This window comes from Pseudarthrobacter sp. R1, from assembly GCF_024494415.1.
Lineage (GTDB): Bacteria > Actinomycetota > Actinomycetes > Actinomycetales > Micrococcaceae > Arthrobacter.
This window is the reverse complement of the sequence record NZ_JAMKFI010000001.1, coordinates 29903-49114: the sequence shown is the minus strand read 5'-3', so window position 1 is coordinate 49114 and position 19212 is coordinate 29903. Positions and strand designations below refer to the sequence as shown.

At 64.8% G+C, this 19212-nt stretch carries 19 protein-coding genes; 9 read left to right on the top strand and 10 right to left on the bottom strand.

What is annotated here, in order from left to right:
- Positions 1-8: 8 nt before the first annotated feature.
- From M8J71_RS00230 to M8J71_RS00210, 5 genes are all read left to right on the top strand, one after another.
- The gene (locus tag M8J71_RS00230; protein ID WP_256246020.1) at positions 9-1655 is read left to right on the top strand and encodes a DNA repair helicase XPB; all 1647 of its coding nucleotides are present in this window, start codon (positions 9-11) and stop codon (positions 1653-1655) included.
- 132 nt (positions 1656-1787) lie between these two features.
- Complete coding sequence (locus M8J71_RS00225; RefSeq protein ID WP_256246019.1) at positions 1788-2288, top strand: DUF427 domain-containing protein; 501 nt, start codon at positions 1788-1790, stop codon at positions 2286-2288.
- A gap of 68 nt (positions 2289-2356) precedes the next feature.
- A complete protein-coding gene (locus M8J71_RS00220; RefSeq protein ID WP_163165678.1) occupies positions 2357-3067 on the top strand; it encodes a response regulator transcription factor in 711 nt (236 codons plus the stop codon).
- 2 nt (positions 3068-3069) lie between these two features.
- Positions 3070-4623, top strand: coding sequence for a sensor histidine kinase (locus tag M8J71_RS00215; protein ID WP_256246018.1), 1554 nt, complete (start codon positions 3070-3072; stop codon positions 4621-4623).
- Positions 4624-4731: 108 nt separating this feature from the next.
- Positions 4732-5019, top strand: coding sequence for a WXG100 family type VII secretion target (locus M8J71_RS00210; RefSeq protein WP_163165680.1), 288 nt, complete (start codon positions 4732-4734; stop codon positions 5017-5019).
- A 19-nt stretch (positions 5020-5038) separates the two neighbouring features.
- Here M8J71_RS00210 and M8J71_RS00205 read toward each other — a convergent pair whose 3' ends face one another.
- A complete protein-coding gene (locus M8J71_RS00205; protein WP_256246017.1) occupies positions 5039-6157 on the bottom strand; it encodes an RNase H family protein in 1119 nt (372 codons plus the stop codon).
- 274 nt (positions 6158-6431) lie between these two features.
- Here M8J71_RS00205 and M8J71_RS00200 point away from each other — a divergent pair, with 274 nt between their 5' ends.
- Entirely contained in the window at positions 6432-7742 is a 1311-nt protein-coding gene (locus tag M8J71_RS00200; protein ID WP_256246016.1) for an ABC transporter substrate-binding protein, read from the top strand.
- A gap of 98 nt (positions 7743-7840) precedes the next feature.
- Here M8J71_RS00200 and groL read toward each other — a convergent pair whose 3' ends face one another.
- The 5 genes from groL to M8J71_RS00175 all read right to left on the bottom strand — a co-directional run bounded on the left by groL (position 7841) and on the right by M8J71_RS00175 (position 12441).
- Positions 7841-9469 (bottom strand): chaperonin GroEL, encoded by a 1629-nt coding sequence (gene groL / locus M8J71_RS00195; RefSeq protein WP_163165685.1) that lies wholly within the window; start codon positions 9467-9469, stop codon positions 7841-7843.
- Between the two features lie 282 nt (positions 9470-9751).
- The gene (locus M8J71_RS00190) at positions 9752-11023 is read right to left on the bottom strand and encodes an ABC transporter substrate-binding protein (RefSeq protein WP_256246324.1); all 1272 of its coding nucleotides are present in this window, start codon (positions 11021-11023) and stop codon (positions 9752-9754) included.
- 5 nt (positions 11024-11028) lie between these two features.
- A complete protein-coding gene (locus M8J71_RS00185) occupies positions 11029-11235 on the bottom strand; it encodes a cold-shock protein (RefSeq protein WP_015936110.1) in 207 nt (68 codons plus the stop codon).
- A 181-nt stretch (positions 11236-11416) separates the two neighbouring features.
- Positions 11417-12061 (bottom strand): LytR C-terminal domain-containing protein, encoded by a 645-nt coding sequence (locus M8J71_RS00180; protein ID WP_256246015.1) that lies wholly within the window; start codon positions 12059-12061, stop codon positions 11417-11419.
- 50 nt (positions 12062-12111) lie between these two features.
- Positions 12112-12441: a DUF3263 domain-containing protein gene (locus M8J71_RS00175; RefSeq protein ID WP_163165689.1), complete on the bottom strand. Its 330-nt coding sequence runs from the start codon at positions 12439-12441 to the stop codon at positions 12112-12114.
- 126 nt (positions 12442-12567) lie between these two features.
- Between M8J71_RS00175 and M8J71_RS00170 the strand changes: the two genes are divergently transcribed.
- Together M8J71_RS00170 and M8J71_RS00165 are read left to right on the top strand one after the other, a co-directional pair.
- Positions 12568-13338, top strand: coding sequence for a uracil-DNA glycosylase (locus tag M8J71_RS00170; protein WP_256246014.1), 771 nt, complete (start codon positions 12568-12570; stop codon positions 13336-13338).
- A gap of 14 nt (positions 13339-13352) precedes the next feature.
- A complete protein-coding gene (locus M8J71_RS00165; RefSeq protein WP_256246013.1) occupies positions 13353-14192 on the top strand; it encodes a siderophore-interacting protein in 840 nt (279 codons plus the stop codon).
- Between the two features lie 97 nt (positions 14193-14289).
- On the opposite strand, the gene M8J71_RS00160 is transcribed toward M8J71_RS00165, so the two are convergent.
- From M8J71_RS00160 to M8J71_RS00150, 3 genes are all read right to left on the bottom strand, one after another.
- Complete coding sequence (locus tag M8J71_RS00160) at positions 14290-15777, bottom strand: threonine/serine ThrE exporter family protein (protein ID WP_256246012.1); 1488 nt, start codon at positions 15775-15777, stop codon at positions 14290-14292.
- A 37-nt stretch (positions 15778-15814) separates the two neighbouring features.
- Positions 15815-17131: a peptidoglycan bridge formation glycyltransferase FemA/FemB family protein gene (locus M8J71_RS00155; protein WP_256246011.1), complete on the bottom strand. Its 1317-nt coding sequence runs from the start codon at positions 17129-17131 to the stop codon at positions 15815-15817.
- Positions 17132-17237: 106 nt separating this feature from the next.
- On the bottom strand, positions 17238-18311 hold the full coding sequence (locus tag M8J71_RS00150) for a lipid II:glycine glycyltransferase FemX (RefSeq protein ID WP_256246010.1): 1074 nt from the start codon (positions 18309-18311) through the stop codon (positions 17238-17240).
- 194 nt (positions 18312-18505) lie between these two features.
- Here M8J71_RS00150 and M8J71_RS00145 point away from each other — a divergent pair, with 194 nt between their 5' ends.
- Positions 18506-19051 carry a TspO/MBR family protein gene (locus M8J71_RS00145; protein WP_256246009.1) on the top strand — a complete coding sequence of 182 codons (546 nt, stop codon included), beginning with the start codon at positions 18506-18508 and terminating at the stop codon, positions 19049-19051.
- A 32-nt stretch (positions 19052-19083) separates the two neighbouring features.
- Here the strand turns inward: M8J71_RS00145 and M8J71_RS00140 are convergent.
- Positions 19084-19212 (bottom strand): L-serine ammonia-lyase, iron-sulfur-dependent, subunit alpha (locus tag M8J71_RS00140; RefSeq protein WP_256246323.1); only part of this gene is annotated, 129 nt, incomplete at its 5' end.

The window sequence follows — 19212 nt, the reverse complement described above, 5'->3', positions numbered from 1 at the left end:
TCCCCCGCGTGAACCACGGCCCCTTGATAGTCCAGAGCGATAAGACCATCCTGCTCGAGGTTGATCATGAGCTCGCCACCGAAGCCCGCCATGCCATCGCACCGTTCGCAGAGCTGGAACGCGCCCCTGAGCACGTACACAGTTACAGGCTGACTCCCCTGGGCTTGTGGAATGCCCGTGCAGCAGGCCTGGACGCCGAGAAGGTCCTCGACACCCTCCTGAAGTATTCCCGGTTCCCCGTGCCGCATTCGCTGCTGATCGACGTCGAGGAAACCATGTCCAGGTACGGCCGGCTGCGTCTGGAAAAGGACCCGCAGCACGGGCTGGTCATGAGGACTGACGATTACCCGGTCCTCGAGGAAGTAATTCGGTCCAAAAAGATCCAGCCGCTGCTGGGACCGCGCATCGACGGCGAAACCGTGGTGGTGCACGCCTCGCAGCGTGGACAGCTTAAGCAGCTCCTGCTCAAGATTGGGTGGCCGGCAGAGGACCTGGCCGGCTACGTGGACGGCACCCCGCACCTGATCGCGCTGAATGAGGACGGCTGGAAACTGCGGCCGTACCAGCAGATGGCCAGTGACAACTTCTGGGCAGGAGGGAGCGGGGTTGTGGTGCTGCCCTGCGGGGCGGGCAAAACCCTGGTGGGAGCCGCAGCCATGGCCACCGGTTCCACCACCACGCTGATCCTGGTGACCAACACGGTGGCTGCCCGGCAATGGAAGGACGAGTTGCTCAAGCGCACGTCCCTCACCGAGGACGAGATTGGCGAGTACTCGGGGGCTGTCAAGGAAGTACGGCCGGTGACCATCGCCACCTACCAGGTCCTCACCACCAAGCGCGGCGGCCTCTATCCGCACCTTGAACTGGTGGATGGGCATGACTGGGGCCTGATCATCTACGACGAAGTCCATCTGCTGCCTGCGCCGATCTTCCGGATGACCGCGGACCTGCAGGCCAGGCGCCGCCTCGGCCTGACAGCAACCCTGGTGCGGGAGGACGGCCGCGAGGGCGAGGTATTCAGCCTGATTGGACCCAAGCGCTACGACGCGCCATGGAAGGACATCGAGTCCCAGGGCTACATTGCCCCGGCCGACTGCGTGGAGGTCCGGGTGGACCTGCCGCGGGACGAGCGGGTTGCCTACGCGATGGCGGACGACGCGGACAAGTACCGGCTCTGTGCAACCTCCGAGTCCAAAACGCAGGTGGTGGAACAGCTCGTGGCCCGGCACCACGGGGAGCAACTGCTGGTTATCGGCCAGTACATCGACCAGCTGGACGACCTCGGCGAGCGCCTCGGGGCGCCGGTCATCAAGGGCGACACGTCCGTGAAGGTACGCCAAAGGCTTTTTGATGCCTTCCGTGCCGGCGAGATCCAGACGCTCGTGGTTTCGAAGGTTGCCAACTTTTCCATCGACCTTCCCGAGGCCTCGGTGGCGATCCAGGTTTCCGGTTCCTTCGGTTCACGGCAGGAAGAAGCACAACGTCTCGGCAGGCTGCTGCGGCCCAAGAAGGACGGCCGGGCGGCGCGGTTCTACTCGCTCGTTGCCCGGGACACCCTGGACCAGGACTTCGCCGCCAAGCGCCAGCGGTTCCTTGCCGAGCAGGGTTACGCCTACCGCATCATTGACGCCAAGGACGTGGAAACGGCCGAATAGCCGGGCCTCCGGCAGCGACGGCCCCTTACAAAGGGAACCGGGCGCCCGTGCATCTGTTTTTGGGGCGCCAGTCCAGTGGGAACCGGGCGCCCGTCGAGTGCGAACCGTACGGGCGAGGCGCACACTGGAGGCATGCGTCCCGAGAGAAGGCCCGCCATTCCCCTGCCAGGCCAGGAGTTAGTGTGGGACTATCCCCGGCCCCCGCGCGTAGAGCCGAGCCAGGAACGAATCCGGATCTTCCTGGGCGGCGAACTCATCCTGGAAACCACAGATTCGCTCCGCGTTCTGGAGACGAGCCACCCTCCCGCCTACTACCTGCTCCGGTCAGACTTCCACTCGGATGCCCTGGAACCTGCATCGGGAAGCAGCTTCTGTGAGTTCAAGGGCTCGGCGCGGTACCTGAATGTCCGCGGCGGCGGGAAGCTCGCGGACGGGGCAGCGTGGTTCTACCCGGAACCCGTTGCCGCCTACGCTGCACTGTTGGACCGCGTTGCGGTCTATCCCGGCAGGATGGACTACTGCGAGGTAGACGGTGAGCGTGTGCTCCCCCAGGCCGGCGGCTACTACGGTGGCTGGGTCACCAGGCGGATAGTCGGCCCCTTCAAGGGTGAACCCGGAACACAGGGGTGGTGAAACACCGGCGCACCCTGCTCACAACAACCATCCAGACAACTCCCAGATTCCCGGCGCATGATGGAAGCATGAACAAGAACGGCCCTGAGGCAAAGCTCCTGGTAGTGGATGACGAACCCAACATCCGGGAGTTGCTCTCGACGTCCCTGCGGTTCGCCGGGTTCGACGTCGTCTCCGCAGCAAACGGACGCGACGCCCTGGCCGCTGCCGACCTGCACGCACCGGACCTTGCCGTCCTGGACGTTATGCTCCCGGATATGGACGGGTTCACCGTCACCCGCCGCCTGAGGGCTTCAGGGAAGCACTTCCCCGTTCTGTTCCTGACAGCAAAGGACGATACAGAGGACAAGGTCACAGGCCTCACGGTCGGCGGGGACGACTACGTGACCAAGCCATTCAGCCTCGATGAAGTAGTTGCCCGGATCCGCGCCGTCCTGCGCCGAACGCAGCCCCTGCTCGACGACGACGCCGTGATCCGCGTTGATGACCTGGAGCTCGACGACGACGCCCACGAAGTGCGGCGCGGTGGCACCGTCATCGAACTGTCCCCCACGGAGTTCAAGCTGCTCCGCTACCTCATGCTCAACCCCAACCGGGTGCTGTCCAAGTCACAGATCCTGGACCATGTGTGGGAGTACAACTTCAACGGTGATGCCTCCATCGTGGAGTCTTACATCTCCTACCTGCGCCGGAAAGTGGACATTGACCCTGCAGCTCCTGCCCTGATCCAGACCAAGCGGGGCGTGGGGTACGTGCTCCGGACGGCCGAAAAGCGCTGACCTTGCTGCAGCGGTGGAAGTCGTCCTCACTCCGGACGCAACTGGTGGCCATGATCATGGCGCTGCTCATTGTTGCCCTGACAGCCACCGGCGCAGGCACGCTTGCCTTGCTCCGCAGCTACCTTCAGGCCCAGGTGGACGACAAGCTGTACGCAGCGGTGGACCTCGCGAAGGAGCAGCAGTCGTTTACGCCGCTGCAGGCACGCAACCCCATGGTCCCCACCGACTATTCGCTGATTCTCTTTGTTCCGGGACAAAAGCCGTATCCGTTCGGCGGCGACCCTGACAACGGCGGCCCGGACATCCCTTCCATCACTGTAGAGCAGGCCCGGGACCGCGGCGCGGTTCCCTACCAGGTCCGCGGTGATGACGGCCAGAATTGGCGAGTAGTAGCGGTCCCTGTGCAGACGGAGGAATCCGAAGCAGTGGTGGTCATCGGGCTGCCGCTCCAAAGTGTGGATGATGTGCTGAAGCATGCCAGCCTGGTGGTTACCGGAGTGGGCCTGCTGACGCTCCTGGTGGCGTCCATGATTGCAAGCTGGACTGTCTCGCGCTCCTTCCGGCCGCTGGCACGGGTGGAAAAGACGGCCGCCGCCATTGCTGCCGGCGACCTTTCCCGCCGCGTGGACGTGGAAAACCCCAGTACGGAGCTGGGTCGGCTCAGCAGCTCCCTGAATGCCATGCTCGCCCACATCGAAACCGCCTTTTCCGCACGCACGGCGTCTGAGGCGAGGATGCGCCGGTTCGCAGCCGATGCATCCCATGAACTGAGGACCCCGCTGGTGACCATCCGCGGTTTCTCCGAGCTGTACCGGCACGGCGCCCTGGCCACGGACGAGGACGTGGCCACTGCCATGGGCAGGATCGAGAGCGAAGCCAAGCGCATGGGCTCCATGGTGGAAGACCTGCTGCTGCTGGCCCGCCTGGATGAGCAACGGCCGTTGCAGCAAAAGCCCGTGGACCTCCAGCTGATCGCCCACGACGCGGTGGTGGACACCCAGGCCAGTGCCCGCTCACGGGTGATCTCACTCACCGGGCTCGACGGCGGCCCGGCAGCCCCCGCGCCCGTGCTGGGCGACGAAGCCAAACTTCGCCAGGTGGTGGGCAACCTCGTGGGCAATGCCCTGCGCTATACGCCCGAGGACAGCCCCATCGAGCTGGCTGTAGGCGTCCGCGCTTCAGAGAGTGGGCAGCTGAGGTCAGTCATCGAAGTCCGCGACCACGGGCCCGGGATCTCGGAGGAGGACGCTACCAAGGTTTTCGAACGCTTCTACCGGGCAGATACCTCACGTACAAGGGAGACGGGGGGCAGCGGGCTGGGGCTGGCCATCGTCGCCGCGATCGTGGGCTCCCACGGCGGGTCGGTCCGGGTGGAAGATACCGACGGCGGGGGCGCAACTTTGGTGGTCACCCTCCCGCACCGCGATGACGCACCGGAGAAGGAAGCAGCGGACGCCGAGGAAACAGCGGACGGCGAGGAAGCAGAAAGCCTGGGCTCGTTTCCCAGGCGCGCCGGCAGCGCCCGGGGCAGCGACGGCAGGGTTATCCACATATAGGTTCCCGGTGATGGCAGCGGCCCCTCCGCTTTTCCTAGGCTCAAGGCAGTAGCCCGGACAGCCCGGGTGCGGGAGCAGAAGCTGCCCGTTCCAGCGAAAGGCCCTGCCATGAGCATCATTTCAGTCGACACCGAACTCCTCCAGCTCAAGTCCGCCAACGTCCAGGCAACCGTGGACCGGATCAGCGCCGATGTCCAGGCCATGAAGCGCGGGCTTGACGAGCTTCAGGGCTCTTGGCGGGGCTCCGCTGCCACCAACTTCCAGGCACTCATCACGGAGTGGACCATTACCCAAGGAAGGGTGGAGGCGTCTCTGGCCTCAATCAACATGGCCCTCGCTTCGGCTGCGGCCACGTATGCGCAGGCGGAGCAGGGAAACACGCAAAGGTTCAGCTGATCTTGCCCTGTTCGCAGTCCTAGGCTTCCGGGGTGCCTTGATGGAACCGCAACCGCCAGCGGCCGCCATCCAGCACCCACAGTGAGCTCCTGAGCGTCGTGCCGGAGCGTGCGTAGCTCCGGTACGTCAGCAGGACAGCGCCGGTGCCAATGCGGTCCGCGCCGAGGATCTCGATGTCGGTCCGCTCGCCCGGGTCTTCTTCGAGTGCCATCATCATGGCGTCCCGCGTCCAGACCCTGCCCGAGCTGCCGATTTCCAGGAAGTCCGGGTGCAGCAGGACAGCTGTCCTGCCGATGTCGCCGCGCACCAGGGGGCCGAGCAGTTCACGCTCCAGCTCTTCCACAAGCGCTTCTGGCGGAGCTGTTTCCGCTTGGCCGGCTCCCGCCAGGTCAAAAGCGCCGCCCAGCTGGGTAAAGTCCAACTGGGTGAAGTCCAACTGGGTGGCTTCCCCTGCGGCCGGCGGCTCCGGGGCGGGTTCCTTCCGGGTGGTGTCTTTCCGGGCTACTTTTCGCTGCGTCGCCTCCGGTTGGGTGGTCTCCGGTTGGGTCGCCTCCGGTTGGGTGAGGTCCTGCTGGCTGAAGAGGTCAGCTTCGCCGGAGGCGGCTTGCGGGCGTTCACCAACGGCAGGGGCTCTGCCGGCTCCCGGCGTAACGGAAGCGGGTGCATGGTGGGCGCCGGGAAACCCTGGTCCCGATCTGGCCGCCACCCCCTGCTGATAGGCAGTCGCAGCGGCCCGCGCCCGCTCATCGGCGGCTTCGTTCAGGTCATGCCCGGCGTGCCCCTTGACCCATTCAAACCTGTACTTCCGTCCCGCGAGCTCCCGGTCCAACTCTTTCAGCAGATCGACGTTCAGCACCGGTTTGCCGTCCGCCTTCCGCCAGCCTTTGCGCTTCCACCCCGGCATCCACTTGGTGATCGAGTTGATGACGTACTGGCTGTCGCAGAGAATGTGCAGGTCCTCGTGGCGGAGGTGCGCCGTGGCCCGCAGCAAATCCAGGACAGCCATCAGCTCGCCCTGGTTGTTGGTGCCGTGCGGCCAGCCGCCGGCCCGCCAGCAGTCGTCATTCACGTACCAGGCCCAACCGGCCGGGCCGGGGTTTCCCAAAGCCGAACCGTCGGCCGCTGCAGTAATTGTCACCGGTCCATCCTGCCAGAAGTCGGTGACAATGCGGTGATGCCGGTTCAGAGCGACCCCCGGAGGGCAGCAGCGTCATCCCAGTTGCCGCCGCACCAAAAGGCCTTTAAGGGCGCAGGAGGAAAGCGTTTGCCCCAACCTCTTGACGCAGGAGTCAAAGCACCGGCACAATCGGATGTCATACGAGAAAACGCTTTCTCATCTCGCTCCCGCCGCCGTCCGCGCGTGACGAGAAGACCTTGGGAAGCGCGTTCATCAGAACAAGGAAGGCACATCAATGACGATTCCAACCGTTAGCCGGAGGAAATTCCAGCTAGGCGCGGCAGCTTTGGCACTCTCCCTCCTCGCAACCGGCTGTGGTGCGTCCACCAGCCCCAGCAGCAACGAGGAAGTGACCCTGAGATTTGCCTGGTGGGGCAACGAGTACCTCAATGCGCAAACCGAAAAGGTCATCGACGCTTTCGAAGCAGAGCACCCGAACATTAAAATCGAGTCTGAACCCGGCGAGTGGGCCAGCTACTGGGACAAGCTGGCCACCAAAACGGCCGCCAACGATGCCCCTGATGTCATCCAGATGGACCAGAAATACATTGCCGAGTACGGCGGCCGCGGAGCCCTGCTGGACCTGTCCAAGCAAGAGGGAATCGATACCTCCAAGCTGGACAAGGAAGCTCTGGCCTCGGGCCAGTACGAGGACGCCCAGTATGGGCTGAGCACGGGCCAGAACGCCTATGTCATTATGGCCAATACCAAGGTCTTCGAAGCCGCCAACGTGCCCCTGCCGGATGATACCAAGTGGACCTGGGACGAATTCATCGAGACCGCGTCCAAGATCAGCGCCGCAGGAGACGGCAAGAACTACGGCGCGGCCTACGGCAGCAATGAGGCGGACCTGATCATCTGGCTGCGCCAGCATGGGGAGAACCTTTATTCCGAGGACGGCAAGCTGGACTTCGACACCAAAACGGCCGCCTCCTTCTGGGAGCGCCTGAAGGAACAGCGCGATTCCAAGGCGAGCCCGCCGGCGACAGTCGCCACGGAGGACTCCGGTGCCGGCCTGGAGGAAAGTCTCTTCGGCACCAACAGGGTGGGCATGGCGTGGTGGTGGACAAACCAGCTCGGCTCCCTCGAAGCCACCACCGGCAGCAGCATCAAGATGCTCCGGGCGCCCAGCAAGGACGGCTCCGCTGCAGCCAACGGCATGTACTACAAGCCCACCATGTTCTGGTCCGCTTCTTCGCGGTCCAAGCACCCTGAAGCCGCGGCCACCTTCATCAACTACCTGGCCAACAGCCCGGATGCCGGAGCCATCCTGATGACCGACCGTGGCGTGCCCACCAACACGGAAATCGTCGAGGGCATTACGCCCTCCCTGAAGCCTGCCGACACCACAGTGGTGGGCTTCCTGAAGGACATCGCCCCCGACATGAAGGAAGCGCCGCCCGTTCCCCCGGTAGGCGCCGGCAGCGTGCAGAACGTGATCAAGCGGTACACCGACGAGGTCCTCTACGACCGCCTCACGCCGCAGGCGGCTGCCGAAGCATTCAAGAAGGAAGTTGAAGGAATGCTGGCCGGCGCCCGGAAGTAGTACTGTCCGGCAGGAACCCCGGCACACGCAGAAGCGGCCCCCTCAAACGAGGGGGCCGCTTTTGCGTGTGTACGTGCGGGACAGGCCCGGCGGGAAGGCTAGAAGCCGCCCATGCCGCCCATGTCGTCGCCGCCGCCAACCGGAGCAGCATTCTTCTCCGGCTTGTCGGCCACAACTGCCTCGGTGGTGAGGAACAGGCCGGCAATGGAAGCCGCGTTCTGCAGGGCAGAGCGGGTTACCTTGACGGGGTCGTTCACACCGGCGGCCAGCAGGTCGACGTATTCGCCGGTTGCAGCGTTCAGGCCGTGGCCGGCGGGCAGGCCGCGGACCTTGTCCACCACAACGCCCGGCTCCAGGCCGGCGTTGAAGGCGATCTGCTTCAGCGGTGCATCGATGGCAACGCGGACGATGTTCGCACCGGTTGCTTCGTCGCCGGACAGCTGCAGGTTGGCGAATGCCTTGGCACCGGCCTGGATCAGGGCCACGCCGCCACCGGCAACGATGCCTTCCTCAACAGCAGCCTTTGCGTTGCGCACTGCGTCTTCGATGCGGTGCTTGCGCTCCTTGAGTTCAACCTCGGTTGCGGCACCGGCCTTGATGACTGCCACGCCGCCGGCCAGCTTGGCCAGGCGCTCCTGCAGCTTCTCGCGGTCGTAGTCCGAATCGGAGTTCTCGATCTCGGCGCGGATCTGGGATACGCGGCCGGCGATCTGGTCGGCGTCGCCTGCACCCTCGACGATGGTGGTTTCGTCCTTGGTGACAACAACCTTGCGTGCCTTGCCCAGGAGTTCCAGGCCGGCGTTCTCCAGCTTGAGGCCAACTTCCTCGGCGATGACCTGGCCACCGGTAAGGACGGCGATGTCGGCAAGCTGCGCCTTGCGGCGGTCACCGAAGCCCGGAGCCTTGACGGCGACGGACTTGAAGGTGCCGCGGATCTTGTTGACGATGAGGGTGGCAAGTGCCTCGCCCTCGATGTCCTCGGCGATGATCAGCAGCGGCTTGTTGGACTGCATGACCTTTTCGAGGACAGCAACCAGTTCCTTGACGTTGGAGATCTTGGAGTTGACGATCAGGATGTACGGATCCTCGAGGACCGTTTCCTGGCGCTCCGTGTCGGTGACGAAGTAGGCGGAGATGTAGCCCTTGTCGAAGCGCATGCCTTCGGTGAGCTCAAGCTCCAGGCCGAAGGTGTTGGACTCCTCGACCGTGATGACGCCTTCCTTGCCCACCTTGTCCAGGGCTTCGGCAATCAGGGCGCCGATTTCCTCGTCGCCGGCGGAGATGGACGCCGTAGCGGCGATCTCTTCCTTGGTTTCGATTTCCTTGGCGGAGTTCAGCAGTTCGGCCGTGACGGCCTCAACTGCCTTCTCGATGCCGCGCTTGAGGGACAGCGGGTCGGCGCCGGCCGCAACGTTGCGCAGGCCTTCCTTCACCAGTGCCTGTGCCAGCACGGTAGCCGTGGTGGTGCCGTCGCCAGCGACGTCGTCCGTCTTCTTGGCAACTTCCTTGACCAGCTCTGCGCCGATCTTCTCGTAGGGATCGTCCAGCTCGATCTCCTTGGCGATGGAAACACCATCGTTGGTGATCGTGGGGGCGCCCCACTTCTTCTCGAGGACGACGTTGCGTCCACGCGGGCCGAGGGTGACCTTAACGGCGTCGGCGAGGATGTTCAGGCCCCGCTCAAGGCCGCGGCGTGCCTCTTCATCAAATGCAATGATCTTGGCCATAACGGCAATAGTCCTTTCGGGACAGTCGTTAAGAATGAACCTTCGCTGCAGTGCCCGCGACGGACGATCCTTCGCCGTTGGCCTCTGTATGCCTCCGGGTGCGGATCTCACTCCAGTTAGGTGTTTCTTCGCTCCTCGACCGGTGCCGCGCGCCGCAGGCCGGAACCAGCATTGCTTTAGCAGTCGGTACGTCAGAGTGCTAACTCAATAATTAGCACTCCCCACGTGAGAGTGCAAGCGAAAGGGACGGAAAACAGTACCTCCCGGCAGCGGCGGCGGGGTTCAGTTCGAAGCCCGCCCCGCCGTCTCGCGGCCGCTCGTGACGGGGTTGTTGTCGGCCCCGTAGGTGAAGACGGTGAACGTGGCTGCCGTAACGTCCCCGTTGGCGTCGAACGCAACCGGCCCGGACTCGCCGTCGTAATTGGCATCCGGCCCGGACTTCAACCGTGCCAGGCAATCCTTGTAGGACTGGCACGCCTCGGCGGCAGCACCGCCCGCTGATCCTTCAGCCATTCCTCCCGAAACAGCAATCAGGTTGGCGGCAATAGACCGGCCGGCGTCGTCCTGCGCCCTCGCAGCAGCCAAGGCAGCAACGGTGACTGCGTCATAGGCTTCGGCGGCGAAGGACACGTCCTTCAGGGCCGGGTCCACCGTCAGCAGCCTTGCCTGGAAGTCGGCATCAGGAAGCTGTCCGGGTACCACTGCCCGGGCGCCCTCCAAGTAGCCGGCTGCCACCCCTGACCCGTAACGGCCGAAGGCACCGTCACTGAGGATGAGCAGCTTCCCGTCAACACGTGAATTTGCCAGTTCTGCCAGCGCGCCCTGCGCCCCATCACGGGCGATGACAATGACGGCGCCCGGGCCGGCGTTGCCGGCAGCATTGGCCGCGCTGCGGGCATCGCCCGGCGTGAAGGCGGCAGTTGCCAGCACGTCCACGCCAGCCTGCTCGGCAGAAGCGGCGACGGCGTCGGAAAGGTCCTTGCCGTAGGAGCCCTCCTGGTACATCACCGCAACTGAGGTGGCGCCGGCGTCCTTGGCCATCTTCACCAGTACCGGGCCCTGTGCGACATCGGCCGATGCGGTCCGAAAATAGTAGCCGCCGCTACTGATATCGCTCAGCCCGGCGGCCGTGTTGGCGGGTGAGATAAGCGGAGTCCGGGCGCGGGAGAGGACATCGATGGCCGCTGCGGCCTGGCTCGAATCGGTGGGGCCGATAACGACGTCCGCTTTTGCGGCAACCAGCGCCTGGGCCTGTAATGCCGCATCCTGCCCTGTGTCGGTGGGCAGGAGCTCCACCGGCCTGCCTTTGTGTCCGCCAGCGGCATTGATCTCCTGCACGGCGAGCTTGGCGGCGGCCAGTTGCGGGGCGTTGAGGAAGCCGTTTTGGCCGGTGTTGTCCAGGATCAGGCCTACGCGCAGGGTACCGTCGCCGGAAGCCTCTGCGGCTTCCACCCGCGCATTACCGGTGACGCCGGAACAGGCGGTCAGTACCAGGGTTGAGCAGGCGGCCGCCGTGACGAGCGTCCGGCGGAGGATTCCGGGACGGCGGATCAAATCGTTCACTCGGCGGGCCGGACGCTTTCCGCCTGGGGGCCCTTCTCGCCTTCGCCAACTTCGAGCTCCACGCGCTGGCCCTCGTCGAGGGCCCGGTAACCTTCACCCTGGATGGCGGACCAATGGACAAAGATGTCATCGCCCGAGCCGTCGACGGTGATGAAGCCGTAGCCCTTTTCGGCGTTGAACCACTTGACGGTTCCCAGTGCCATGCTGACCACTCTTTCCGTTGTTTCCGGACGCCCCCGCCGCTGTGTGCCGGCCGGCATGAACGGACCCTGAAAACTCACTCTAGTCAATTCAGTGCTGGTGGCGCCGGGATGGCTTTGGCCGGTCCTCAATAGTTATTGAGGCGTAACCGCTGCAGTTGGACAGCGCTTAGCTGGGCACCGCTTACCGGTAGCCGGGCCCCAGGACCACAACGAGCGGTACCTGGAAATCCGCGCTGTTGACGACGGTGGGAATACCCAGAAGCGCCGCAAGGGCCTGTGCGCCGGGCAACTGGTCTGCCCCCTGGTAGAAGATAACGGAGGCCTGCTGCGGGGGACCTGCCCAGTTACCCACCTGTCCCAGCGTCCAGCCGTCCGCCTGGACAGTCCCGCCCACCCGGCTCGCCAACCCTGCCGTCCCGGCGGCGTTGTAAATGGCGACGCTTTGCGTCTTGTCCATGAACACCGGAGCAGGGTCTGAAGCGCTTGGTTCCGGTTCGGCTTCTTCGCTGGTTTCGGGCTCACCGGATGCAGAGGGCGATGCCTCTGCAGAGGGTTCCGGAGAAACGTCCGGAGTGGCGGAAGGTGTGGAGCCGGTGCCGGCCAGAGGGGATGCCTCCTGGCTCGAAGCGGCCTGGCTGCCCGGCGCGCTGAAGCCGAGCTTGGGAAGGATCAGGAAGGACACCAGTCCAATGGCCAGTGCGGCCATGCCCACCGCAAGAATGGGCCAAAGCCGTACCCGTGACGGGGCGGAAGCCGTGCGGTGGACACCTTGTCGCGACGCGGCCTCAGGGACCTTGTCGAATTCATCGCGGGCGTATTTGGTCATGATGGAACGACATCCTTGTTGATTGCTGCTGAAGGCTCAGCTTGAGCGTCTTACGCGTCGGACCCCAGGCGCCGTGCGGTACGTGCACGGTGACGCGACGTACGTAGTCTACGCAACCGCTTGACCAGCATGGGGTCGTGGGCCAGCGCATCCTCGGTATCGATCAGTGCGTTGAGCAGCTGGTAGTAGTGGGTTGCGGAGAGGTCGAAAAGCTCCCGGATGGCCTGTTCCTTGGCACCGGCGTACTTCCACCACTGCCGCTCCAGAGCAAGCATCTGCTGGTCCCGCTCACTGAGCGGCGACTCCCTGAGTTTGAAGTCGGCCAGGAGGGACGGCCGGGGTTCCTGCTCCGGCAGGTGCTCCCGGGCTGGTTCCGCCACGGCGTACTCCTTAGCTGGTTACGAAAAATGTCTGACCCCCATGCTACGGACGAATAACAGCATTGTCATTTGGCGCTGCGAAGGGCGCGCCTGCGCCCGGAGAGGCTGCCCTGCAAGAATGGGACCGTGTTTGAATCAGATGCCTTGTTCGAACTCGAGCGGGAGCCGGCTCGGGGAGCCGGTTTCGGCGAGTTGGCGCAGCTCCCGTTGGACCAGCTTATGGCTCCCGACTGGGCCGCTGCCCTGGCGGGCGTCGAAAACGATCTTCGGAAGGTGCTCACCTTCCTCGCCGACGAGGTGGCAGCCGGGCACCAGGTGCTGCCGGCGCCGTCGAACGTCCTGCGGGCCTTCCGGCAGCCCCTCGCCCAAGTGAAGGTCCTGATCGTAGGCCAGGACCCCTACCCGACGCCGGGGCACGCGGTGGGATTGTCCTTTTCCGTGGATCCGCGCACCCGGCCCATCCCCCGGAGCCTGGCGAACATCTACCGGGAACTGGAGTCTGATCTCGGGTTGCCCGCCAGGGTCCATGGCGACCTTTCCGCCTGGGCTGACCAGGGCGTGCTGCTCCTGAACCGCGTGATGACGGTGCGGGCGGGCTCCGCAGGCTCGCACCGCGGCAGGGGCTGGGAGAAGATCACGACGGCGGCGGTCTCGGCGGTCGCCCAACGCCGGGACCGGAGCGGGTCCCGGATGCCGCTGGTTGCCGTGCTGTGGGGAAAGGACGCCGAAAGCGTCCGCCCACTCCTGGACGGGGCTCCTGCCGTGGCCAGCGCCCACCCGAGCCCGCTGTCCGCATCCCGCGGCTTTTTTGGGTCCCGGCCCTTCAGCCGGGTCAACGAACTGCTGATTGCGCAGGGTGCCCTGGGCGTAACCTGGGAGCTCCCCGCAGCACCCTAGCTTAGGCTTGCCTTATGAGCACCCTTCCCGCCGCTACCAGCGCCACCAAGAAAAGCCGTCCGCAGATCAACCTTTCCGTGCTGCGCAGGGAAGAGCTTTCCCCGCACATGGTTCGAATTGTGGCCGGCGGGGACGGCTTCGCGGACTTCGCGAACAACGGTTACGTCGACCGCTACGTCAAGATCGTCTTCCCCCAGCCCGGCGTGGAGTATCCCTTCCCCCTGGACCTGTGGAGCATCCGGGAGACCATGCCCCGGGAACAGTGGCCCTTCACCCGGACCTACACCCTTCGCTGGGTGGACACTGCGGCCCGCGAACTCGCCATCGATTTTGTGGTCCACGGTGACGAAGGCCTGGCGGGCCCCTGGGCTGCGAAGGCCCAGCCCGGCGACGTGCTCACCTTTACCGGCCCCGGAGGCGCCTACAACCCGGCACCGGACGCGGACTGGTACCTCTATGCCGGCGACGAGGCTGCGCTGCCTGCGATTGCGGCATGCCTGGAGTCCCTGCCGCCGGAAGCGGAAGGGTTGGCCTTTGTGGAGGTGGATTCCGACGCCGAGATCCAGTCCATCGCGGCCCCCGCCGGAGTGAAAATCCACTGGCTCACCCGCAATGGTGTCCCGGCCGGCGAGAGCGAGCTCCTGGTGCAGGCCGTCGCACAGGCCGAATGGCCCGCGGGCCGGGTGGATGTTTTCGCCCACGGCGAGCGGGGCTACATGAAGGCCCTGCGCGGAGTCTTTTTCGACCAGCGGGGCCTGGAACGCAGCCAGGTCTCCCTCTCGGGTTACTGGGCCAAGGGCCGCGTGGAGGATGTGTTCCAGGCCGAGAAAAAGCTGCCGGTGGGACAGATCTAGCCAGGACACATCCGGGCAGGGCAGACCCGGCCCGGGACAGGTCCAGCCAGGGCAGACCTGGCCGGGCGCTGGTCCACCCCAGCGCTTCATGCCGGTGTCAGCGGCGGCGGGCGCGCCGCCGCTCATTGCTCGCCAGGCTGCGGGTCAGCGGCCTGGCAAGCGTGTCACCGAGGACGATTCCGCCCGCTGTACCCAGCACGATGGCACCGGCGTTGAGCATCCCGCCGGCGCCGAGCAGGATCTCGGCCTCTTCGATGGTGAGCACGTACATCGACCGGAAGATGGTCAGGCCGGGCAGCAGGATCAAGGCCGCGGGCACGGCAACCACCAGTTGCGGCGCGCCCATGCGAAGGGCCACCACACGCCCCAGCAGCCCGATGACCACGGCGGCTAAGGCGGGTGAAAACCGGTCGCCCACGCCGAGCTGGCCGGCCGCGAGCAGGACGAGGAAGCCTGCCACTCCCACAGCCGCTGTGGGCAGCAGTAGCTGCCAGCTGGTCTGTTCGGTGATGCCAATCGCCATCACGGCCACCGCCACAAAGATCACGAGGACCCACAGGTCGTAGGCCGGCGGGAAGGTTTCGGTGACGTCGATGCGCTGCATACCGGTCAGCTCACCCACGACGAAGGCGACGGCGATACCGGCAACGATGGCGCCGAAGGTCAGCAGCGTGGACAGGAACCGTCCTGCTGCCGTCACGGGAAAGCCGTTAATGGCGTCCTGCACCGACGAGACGAGGCGTCCTGTCGGCAGGAGCAGCAGGATGCCGCCCACCACCACAATGGCCGGGGACGTTGTCAGCCCGAACTGCCAAAGCACCAATGCCAGCTGTGTCACCACGAAGGAGCAACTGGCGGTGATGAAGAAGTCCGGGACGCGCCAGCGCCCCAGCTGGCGAGCCAGCAGGCTAATGCCGATGTTGGCCACGAAGGCGATGGCGGAGGACACCGGTCCGCCGCCCAGGACTCCCACAAAGACGGCCGCGAACGTACCGAAGGCCACGGTGACCATCCAGCGCGGAAAGGGCTTGGGGCTGGTGATGGCCTCATCCAGCCGGCGGATCGCCTCGTCCCGGCCCACTCCCCCGGCCACAATGTCCGTCACCAGCTGGTGGACTTTTGCCAGGCCGGCGTAGTTGTTGGTCCAGGAACGCACCACCCGCAGCAGCGAAATGGGTGTCTGGTCCTTGGGCGCGTAGTTGATGCCGACGGACTGGTTGGTGATGTCCACTTCGATGTTCTTCAGGCCCAGCGCCGCGGTGACGGCTATGATGCTCGTTTCCACCTCAAGCGCACCGGCTCCGTACCGGAACATGGTTTCGGCCAGGTGCAGGGCGAAGTCGAGGGTCTTGCGGGCAGAGGTGTCAACACCGCCCACCTGGATCATGGGGTTTGCGTAGGGACTCCCCGTCAACCGGTCCACAATGCTCATCGGCGCGGTGGGCGGGTTTTCACCCTGGACCAGGCGCCGCAGCATTCTTTTGGCTGCGGCGTTCTGCCGGACCTGGGCCGGGGTCAGCGGCTCTGTTTTGGGCAGGCCGTCCGGGTGCGGCCGGCGCCCGGGACGTTCGGGCCGGTCAGTCATGGTTACCTCCTCCCGGTGCGGTGCTGTGGTTGGTATTTCAGGCGGAACGTTTCAGGGGCAGCTTGCCGAGCAGGGTGCGGGCAGCGGCGGCCGCCGCGCGGGCCAGCCTGTTGGCGTGGAAGACGGCGGGACGGACCGGCATCACGAAGTCACCCACCAGCTGGACCACCTCTCCCCCGAAGCCCTTTTTAAACGCATACCCGCCGTGGCCTTCCTCGTCCTGGCCGGAGATGCCGAACGTTCCGTAGAAGTTGTACCGCGGGTACCCCTTCTCCAGTGCATGGAGCATCATGCCCCAGTACAGGGACGTGGCGCCGTTGAAGTAGATGTAGTCCTGAACGGTTCCGCCGATGACGCAGACCACCTCGTCCCCGTAGCAGACAAAGTGGATCGCGGCCACGGTGGCCACTCCCACCGCGTCGGGGAACCGCTCAATGTCCTTCAGGCTCCGTTCATAGCTGTCCACGAGGTCCTGGACCACCTTGAGCCGGTTCGCCTTTTTCTTGCTCCCGGTCTCTTCCACCTCGCGGCGCAACTCCGCGGCCGTCGCGGATTCCGCCTCCAGCCGCTCGGTGATGGATTTCCGGTAGGCCGGGATATCGATCTTGGCCATCATGAGCTTGGTGAACTCTGCCGAGGTGGTCCGGAGCAGGTGCTCATAGTAGGCACGTTCGCGGTAGACGAAGCCCTTTTCGTCCCCGGCCTTGCTCAGGGCACCGTAGAAATCGTCAAGGGTTTCCAGCGTGGCCTGTTCCAGGAAGACGCCGTTTTTCTCGGCTTTGCGGATGGCCTTTCGGGTCCGGTAGCTGGTGCCCATGATGAGCTCTTCGGCGTCGCTCACGCCGGCAAGGCTCTTGATGAACATCCAGTTCACGTTGATGAAGTTCATGTCCAGTCCCTGGTGCTGGAATCCCAGCCCCGAAAGCCGGGCCACCAGCTCCCGGTTGTCCTCAACTTCGGGGTGTTCGGCGCCGTCGGCATCGCGGGCGATGTACTTGAGGTTGGGCGAAATTCTCAGCTCGGCGGCTTTGCGTTCCGCGGCGCGCTGGCGGAGGAGTCCGACGACGGCCCGCACCAGGTCAGCGTCCGTGTAGTCCATCAGGGGCCCCTTGGCGCATTCACACACGGTGTAGCCCAGCCGGGTGGTGGTGTAGTTCAGTTTCCCCGCCGCCACGAGTTCGCCGTTGCGGCGCACGCCGAATAGCTCCACCTGCTGTCCGCGCGCGCGCTGGAACGCCGCGAAGTCAACGGACTGGAGAAAGCTGTTTTGCGGGTGCTTCAGGGCATAGGCCTCGAAGTCCGCGTCGCTGAGAAGGCTAAATTCAAGATCGGTGCCGGTGGTGACTGGATTCAAGGGATTTCCTCATTCGCTGTTGCGCGTCCTGGCAGTGGCAGGACGCAGGGCAATGACGGGCAGGGGGCCGGCCGGCCGGTGCAGCGGCTGGTCCGGGCGTTACAGGTCAGTAGAACTGCTGGCCGGTCCGGACGGTTTCGATCCGGCGGAAGACCCTTTCGGCGCCTTTGACCCACAAACGGTGCTTGAGGGGAGCCAGGACGTAGTCGTGGCACCCTACGAAATCGGTGACGGTTTTGGTGAAGCTGGTCTTGAACATGCCCATGCCGTACAGGTTGTGGGTTTTGTCCTTGATCCGGGCGGAGGGCGGCGTGCCGCAGAAGTCGTACTCGGTGCACCCCAGTTCCTGCATGCGCCGGATGGCTGCCCACTGGACCAGGTGTGAGTCACCGTACTGTTTGCGGTTCTGGGTGGAACCGCCGTCCTTGTAGGTGGCCTTGGCCCCGTAGTTGATCACGAAGGCGCCCACGCTGGGTTTTCCGTCCTCATAGACGAAGAAGAAATTGCCTTGGCCGCGGTTGCAGAACTCGTCCCAGAACGCGGCGTAGTACTCATAGCTGCGCAGGGGCATGGAACCCTTGGCGCTGACGGTGTCCGCCATCAGGTCATAGAGTGCCCGGTAGGTTTCCGGGCCGTGTTCCTTCCGGAGCACTTCGCAGCCTTCCCGCTCTGCGCGGCGGATGGCATTGCGTGCGCGGGAGGAGATGGCCTTGAAGACCGCTTCCTCCGGGCCGGAGATGTCCAACAGGGCGGTGGAGTCGTTGGACTGGATATTGGGGGCCTTGACCAAACCGGCTGCCGCCAGGTGCGCCTGGGCATCAGCCGAGTCCACGATGTCCGGTTCGATCTTGATGGTGAAAACGTGGAGCTTCCTGGCGCGGGCGAAGTCCGCGCAGGCTTGCAGGGCAGGCTTCAGGTCTTCGGCATCGGCGAGGTCAGGGCCCTTGATGAGGTACCAGAGCCGGCCCAGCACCGGGAACTTCTTTTCAAGTACCAGGTTGTAGCTGGCGGTGCCGGAGCTTTCCAAGACCAGGAACCGGACCTTCCAGCCAGTGCCGTTCTTTACCGACGCGTATGCCGCAGACTGCAGCATGTTGCCGCCGTTCGGGTTGGCCGTGACGTGCTTGTCCCAGTTTTCAATTTCCTCGGCTGTGGCAAAACGTGCGGTGAATTCTCGCAAGGGGGCCGTGTCCAATCAGGGGTTGTGCGCGGTTCTGTACTCGTGGCTGCGTGCGGACATGCAGCCTCAAGTCTAAAGCCTGGAGGGGCGGGGGCTTTCCAGCGCGGCGGGCCGAAGCCATGCTGCCGACCCTGCCGGAGATGTCAAAGCCCCGCTGCCTTGACTCGGGAAAGCGCTCTGGCAAGGGTTGAAGCATGCAGCCGTATCCCGGACCGTTGAGGCACCAGCAGGATCAAAGTGTTGAGCGGCCGGGGCTTGGCACGCAGGTCGTGGCCTTGGCTGTGTTCCTTGCCGCGTCTTTCCTCGTCGCCGGGCTGGGTGCCCTGGCCACCGCGGGCAACGTGGACGGGTGGTACACCACGGCGGACAAGGCCCCCTGGTCGCCGCCCAACATCGTTTTCGGGCCGGTCTGGACCATCCTGTACACGGCAATGGCGGTTGCGGCCTGGCTGGTGTGGCGGAAGCAGGCACCAGGTACCAGGCGCACCATGACTGCGTATGCAATCCAGCTGGCCCTGAACCTGGCCTGGACCCCTGTATTTTTCGGTCTATATCCAACCATCGGCACGGCTGCCCTGTGGTTGGCGCTGGTGATCATCCTCGCCCTCATCGCCGCCGTCTCGGTGACAGTTTTGTACTTTGGCCCCATCAGCCGGGCCGCCGGGCTGCTCCTGCTGCCGTACATCACCTGGCTGGTGTTCGCAGCCACGCTGAACTTGTGGGCTGCCATCTATAACTGACGGCGGGCGTCACGCCGGCGTGGCAGCCATCGTCAGCATTCGACGACGTTGACGGCGAGGCCGCCCATGGCCGTTTCCTTGTATTTGGAGCTCATGTCCTTGCCGGTCTCGCGCATGGTCACGATGACCTCGTCGAGGGAGACCCGGTGCGAGCCGTCGCC

Bases quoted from the DNA above. Each gene is read 5' to 3' on its own strand.
- M8J71_RS00160 (WP_256246012.1), bottom strand. From the start codon at position 15,777: ATGACTGACCGGCCCGAACGTCCCGGGCGCCGGCCGCACCCGGACGGC.
- M8J71_RS00210 (WP_163165680.1), top strand. From the start codon at position 4,732: ATGAGCATCATTTCAGTCGACACCGAACTCCTCCAGCTCAAGTCCGCC.
- M8J71_RS00165 (WP_256246013.1), top strand. From the start codon at position 13,353: ATGAGCACCCTTCCCGCCGCTACCAGCGCCACCAAGAAAAGCCGTCCG.
- M8J71_RS00200 (WP_256246016.1), top strand. From the start codon at position 6,432: ATGACGATTCCAACCGTTAGCCGGAGGAAATTCCAGCTAGGCGCGGCA.
- M8J71_RS00185 (WP_015936110.1), bottom strand. From the start codon at position 11,235: ATGGCACTGGGAACCGTCAAGTGGTTCAACGCCGAAAAGGGCTACGGC.
- M8J71_RS00145 (WP_256246009.1), top strand. From the start codon at position 18,506: ATGCAGCCGTATCCCGGACCGTTGAGGCACCAGCAGGATCAAAGTGTT.
- groL (WP_163165685.1), bottom strand. From the start codon at position 9,469: ATGGCCAAGATCATTGCATTTGATGAAGAGGCACGCCGCGGCCTTGAG.
- M8J71_RS00225 (WP_256246019.1), top strand. From the start codon at position 1,788: ATGCGTCCCGAGAGAAGGCCCGCCATTCCCCTGCCAGGCCAGGAGTTA.
- M8J71_RS00180 (WP_256246015.1), bottom strand. From the start codon at position 12,061: ATGACCAAATACGCCCGCGATGAATTCGACAAGGTCCCTGAGGCCGCG.
- M8J71_RS00220 (WP_163165678.1), top strand. From the start codon at position 2,357: ATGAACAAGAACGGCCCTGAGGCAAAGCTCCTGGTAGTGGATGACGAA.